The sequence below is a fragment of the Variovorax sp. P4_D9 genome (assembly GCF_056401695.1).
The window spans coordinates 1-5155 of the sequence record NZ_JBFUIU010000642.1 but is presented as its reverse complement, the minus strand read 5'-3'; the positions used below and the strand labels follow the sequence as shown (position 1 = coordinate 5155).

The window sequence follows — 5155 nt, the reverse complement described above, 5'->3', positions numbered from 1 at the left end:
AATCCGCTCTGGGGCGTGCGCGACATCGACAAGGTGGCGGAAGTGGCGGGTAATGAAGGCCTTGCGCTGGAGGAGGCCGTACCAATGCCGGCAAACAACTTCACTCTGGTCTGGCGGAAATCAAACGGCGCACTCCCCGGCGCGCGGGCCCTCATCGACGGGTTTGCTTGAGCACCAAAGCTGTCGGCCACGAATGGCGGGAACTGGCCGTTCTGAGCCACTGGGCGCAGCGATTGGCGGGCGCGTGGCCATTCATCATTGAATCACCTCATCCGCGCGCAGCAAAAGCGATTGCGGGATGGTGAGTCCGAGCGTCTTGGCTGTCTTGAGGTTGATGACGAACTCGAACCTCGTCGGCCGCTCAACAGGCAGTTCGCCGGGCTTCGCGCCCTTGAAGATATTGTCGATCTGAGCTGCCACTCGCGGCCAGTGTTGGGTGCCTATTGGCCCGTAGGACAGGAGACCTTCCGCGTTAGCAAAATCTGGATAAGGGCCAATTGACGGCATGCGGCTCTTCATCGCCTCGGCTGCGATGCTTTGTAGGTGCGGAATAAACGACGCGACGTCGGGAATCAACGCGGCATCGGCTCCGGCCTCCCGTGCGCTGGCAAAGAAGGTGCCGGACGATTCGGGACTTCGCATCTCGATGTACAGGACCTGCACAAGGAGTAGCTCAGCCGCACGCGAGATGGTTGGACTCCTCTCAACGCCAGGAGGCATCGCAACCGCAACGCGCGACAGCCGAGGAAGCGCCGTCTTGAGGATTTCCAGCATCTTCGGGCTGTATGTGCCGTGCGTGATCCCCGTGAGGTTTCCACCCGGCGCTGCCAAGCTGTCCACGATGCCACTTTGAACTGGATCGGCGGAAAGGTAGAAAACGATAGGAATCATCGTAGTCTCCTGCTTGGCCGCCCGCGTCGCCGGTGTTCCATTCGTGACGATGAGGTCAACCTTGAGTTGCACCAGCTCTGTCGCGAGCGTCGGCAACTGAGACACATTGTCCGCATAACGTGAATCCATCTTGAAGTTCTGACCCTCGATCCACCCAAGGTTACGCATGGCCTCGAAGAAGCCGTCTTCCATTGGAAGCTTGCGTTCTCTCAAGTAGCCGATTCGGTACACCCGTGCCGACTGCTGCGCTATCGCGGCAAACCGGACGGTTACGAGACCACTCGCAACCAGGCAGTCGAACGAACGGCGGTTCATTGCTGGATCATTCCGTCGGCCATGCTACGCCTCCGCGGAGGCTTTGCCCACGCCGGAGAATGCCCGGTTCTGGCCGGTGACGGCTGTTGGTCGACTGTAGTCGGTCATCTCGCTAGGCGCGCGTTAAGTCAATGACACAGCCTCGCCGCACCACAAGGGCAAACTGCGCGCTTCGCGTAACCCGTCAGGGTATGGCCACAGTGGACTCCCTCCTCCGCGCTGCGAAGCCCGCGCGCAGCAGGTACCGCAGCGCCGCGCGGTCGTAGCCGCCGATGTAGTCGAGCTCGCCATCGATCACCGCGTCGAGCTCGCGCGCCTCTGTCGGTGCGCTGTGCCCACGATCAACCCCATCTCAAGCGGGGACGGCACTCCTCACTCGACCGGTGGCCGCCGTGCATGCCAATCCGTTGCATTCTGGAAGGCGCGCCCGGCCCGCACGAGCAGTTCCTCGCGCAGGTGTGCGCCGACCAGCTGCACACCCAACGGAAGCCGCGCGCTCGTGAAGCCGGCCGGCAGCGTGATCGTCGGATGGCCCGACATGTCGAAGGGTGCGGTGTAACGCATCAGCTCCAAGCGGTAGCCGGGCTGCGTGCGCAACTCGGCGAGCTGCGCCAGACTCGGCACGGTAAACGGAATCACCGGCGTGAGCAGCAGGTCGACACCTTGCATCAGCGCGTGCATGCGGCCCGTGAATTCAGCGCGGGCAAGCAGGATGCGCTGGTAGTCGGTCCCGCTCAGTGTGAGCCCACCATCGAGCAATGCCGCCAGAACAGGCCCGTATTCGCTGCGTCGCACGGGAAAGGTTGCTGAGTGCGCCACCGCGGCCTCCACGCCGCAATGCGCTACCCAGCCCGAGATCACCGCATCCACCTGGGGCATCGTGACCGGAACCGGCGTAGCGCCCAACGCGGCCAGGGTCCGCAGCGCCGCCTGCAGGGCATCGGCCACTTCCGAGGCGACGTCCCGCGAAATGTAGGCCTCGTCGATGCCGATGCGCAGGCCGTTGAGGCGCTGCACGTCGCCGGCGAGATAGTCGGGCACCGGGGCCTGCAGGGCGGTGGGATCGTCAGGATCGGCACCTGCAATCGCGCCGAGGATCAGGCCACAGTCGGCAGCGCTGCGGCAGATCGGTCCGAGGTGGTCCATTGAGGCCGCGAGTTCGAATGCCCCGTAGCGCGAAACCCGGCCCCAGGTGGGCTTCAGTCCGGTCACGCTGTTGGCCACCGACGGAAAGCGGATCGAACCACCGGTGTCGGTGCCGATCGCGCCATGGCACAGGCCGGCGGCGATGGCGACGCCCGAGCCGCTGGACGACACCCCCGTCCACGTTTGCGCATTCCAGGGATTCAGCGGCGCAACGATGTTGGGGTGGTGAGCGCTGAACGCGCCCTCGGTCATCTGCAGCTTGCCGAGCAGCACCGCGCCGGCCTCGCGCAAGCGGCGCACGACGGTGCCATCCACCGGGGGCATGAAGTCGCGATGGACCATGGTGCCGGCTGCGGTCGGGATGCCGGCGGTCCAGCACAGGTCCTTGACCGCGATCGGCACGCCATGCAGCGGCCCGGCGGATTCGCCGCGTGCCAGCCGGGCATCGGCGTCGGCCGCCTGCGCGAGTGCGAGCTCGGGTGTCGTGCGTGCGTAGGCATGAAGCCCCGGGTCGATCTGCTCGATGCGCCGCAGCATGGCCTGCGCCACCTCGGTGGCGGAGAGTTTGCGCGCCCGGATCAGCCCGGCAAGCGCTTCGATGCCCAGCCAGGCGACGTCTTGGTCAGTCATAGTGCGGGAGCTGCTCTCGGGACTCGGGCCCAGTATGCGCTGGGATCGAAAGAGGCGACGCCGGATCCACGGATGATTCGCCAGATCCAATGTGCCCCGCCAGACGCAGCATTGGCTGAGATGCCTCCTACACGCCTCAGCCTCAACCAGGGCCTTCGCCCTTGGCTTCATACAGCGAAGGTGTGACGCCAGCGCGCGCGAGAAAGCCCCGCAGATGCAATAGCGACCTTGCATCGACCACGTTGCTGTGGTGCGGACGGTGCAGTACATCCTCCATGCGATTGAGCCTGATACGGATCCTCGCGCCAGAAATTGGCTCCAGTGACGCGCCAATGTGCTTCAGCAACGCTTCGATTTCGCGCCAGTGCAAGTTGCCACTGGGCGGATCATGAAAGATGGAGCGGATCAGGTTTGCGTGGTGGCGACTCATCGATGCCTCGCGGGACAAGATTGCACGAGAGCGTACCCGATACACATGCTACCAAGTCCTCCCCCCAGTCGCGTCGGTCAAAAGCACTGCACCTCAGGCCTTGGGGTCACGCGCGCCGCGCGGTTGCCCGCAATCGGGATGTGTGACGGTCCGCTTTCTGGCGTCGAGTCTCGAAGTGTGGCCGACAGCTCTGGGTCGAGAGCGGCGTCGAGCGGCCGCTTTCTGGCATCCACTTCGAGTGACTGGTGATGGCCGACAGTTCTAGTTCGAGTTCCAAGCTCGAACGCGTGCTCCAGACTGGTTGCCGCCATTCGTCTTCGGCCCGTCGAATGGCGGCGGCTACCGAAAGATGCTATGTGGGACTCCCCGAGTTAGACCCCGTTGAGCTAGAACGGGATTTCCTTAACTTCTTGGCAGGAGATGGAAATGTCGACAACCCAAGCAGTCCCACAACGTGAGGATACGGCGATCCCGGGCGATCTGTACATGAGCTTCGAGCTCGGCGACAAGTCCTGGAAGGTGACGGCGAGCGATGGCCGACACACCCCGAGCCGCTATAACGTGGACGCCGGCGACACGGCCGCCGTTGCGCACTGCATCGGCAAGGCCCGGGAGCGCTGCAAGCTCGAGCCGCAGGCCAGGGTGCACTCATGCTACGAAGCAGGGCGCGACGGCTGGTGGCTGCACCGCTGGCTGGTCGAGCAGGGTGTCGACAACATCGTGGTCGACTCCTCCAGCATCGAGGTGAACCGACACGCCAGGCGGGCCAARACCGACCGGCTCGATGGCGACAAGCTGCTGGCGATGTTGCTGCGCCATCATCGCGGCGAGCGTGTGTGGTCGGTGGTGCATGARCCCACGCCCGAGGATGAAGATGCGCGCCGCACGCACCGCGAGCTCGCCCGGCTGACGCARGAGCGCACCTCGCACATGAAYCGSATYGGCTCGCTGCTGGTGCTGCAYAACGTRCGCCCGCACGTCATCATCGGCGGACGCGATTGGGCGCGCTGGTGGGAACGCAATTGCGAGCAAGTGCCGCCTGTCTTGCGCGCCGAGATCGAGCGCGAGAGCGCGCGGCTGGCGCTGGTCAAGCAGCAGGTCAAGGCGATGGAAGCCGATCGGCGCCAGGAACTGGCCGATGGCAAGCAGCTGCAGGTGGCGCAACTCGCGCAGCTGCGCGCCATCGGGCCCAAGGGCGCCTGGGTGTTGGTCAAGGAGCTGTTCGTGGCGGCGCTTCGCCAACCGGCGCGAGCTCGCCGGCTGCCTGGGGTTGGCGCCCACGCCATATGCCAGCGGCGACAGCCAGATCGAGCAGGGCATCAGCAAGGCAGGTAACAAGCGAGCGCGCACGATGCTGATCGAACTCGCCTGGAGCTGGCTGCGCCTGCAGCCCGAAAGCGCATTGACTCAGTGGTTCAACCGGCGCTTCGCTGGCGCAGGCAAGCGCATGCGTCGCGTAGGAATCGTGGCCGTGGCCAGAAAATTGGCGATCGCGCTGTGGCGCTATCTGCAGGACGGCGAGATCCCGGCCGGAGCCTTGCTCAAGCCGACCACTGCCTGAAGTCCCGAACAGCTTTCTTCCAACGCTGGCAAGGAATGCATCATGATGATCAAAGGTCGACGCGCCCGAAAGGTCGGCGGGTCACTGCGTAGTGACCGATCCAAAAGAAGGGGCGCGCCGGTAAMYGGGGTTTGCCAGTGCGCAAGAAGGGGCGCGCCGGTAACCGGGGTTTGCCAGTGCGC

At 64.6% G+C, this 5155-nt stretch carries 4 protein-coding genes and 1 pseudogene; 2 read left to right on the top strand and 3 right to left on the bottom strand.

The features are described 5' to 3' along the window. On the top strand, positions 1-171 hold a 171-nt coding region (locus AC1DY5_RS41365), incomplete at its 5' end, for a DUF938 domain-containing protein (RefSeq protein WP_478120238.1). 84 nt (positions 172-255) lie between these two features. Here the strand turns inward: AC1DY5_RS41365 and AC1DY5_RS41360 are convergent. The 3 genes from AC1DY5_RS41360 to AC1DY5_RS41350 form a co-directional block, all read right to left on the bottom strand. Further along, positions 256-1206 (bottom strand): ABC transporter substrate-binding protein, encoded by a 951-nt coding sequence (locus AC1DY5_RS41360; RefSeq protein WP_478120237.1) that lies wholly within the window; start codon positions 1204-1206, stop codon positions 256-258. 372 nt (positions 1207-1578) lie between these two features. Continuing rightward, positions 1579-2982 (bottom strand): amidase, encoded by a 1404-nt coding sequence (locus AC1DY5_RS41355; RefSeq protein WP_478120236.1) that lies wholly within the window; start codon positions 2980-2982, stop codon positions 1579-1581. Positions 2983-3124: 142 nt separating this feature from the next. Further along, positions 3125-3412, bottom strand: a complete 288-nt coding sequence (locus AC1DY5_RS41350; RefSeq protein WP_478120235.1) for a type II toxin-antitoxin system HicA family toxin — start codon at positions 3410-3412, stop codon at positions 3125-3127. Positions 3413-3838: 426 nt separating this feature from the next. On the opposite strand from AC1DY5_RS41350, the pseudogene AC1DY5_RS41345 reads away from it, so the two are divergent. Then, positions 3839-4973 (top strand): annotated as a pseudogene (locus tag AC1DY5_RS41345) (IS110 family RNA-guided transposase). Positions 4974-5155 lie beyond the last annotated feature (182 nt).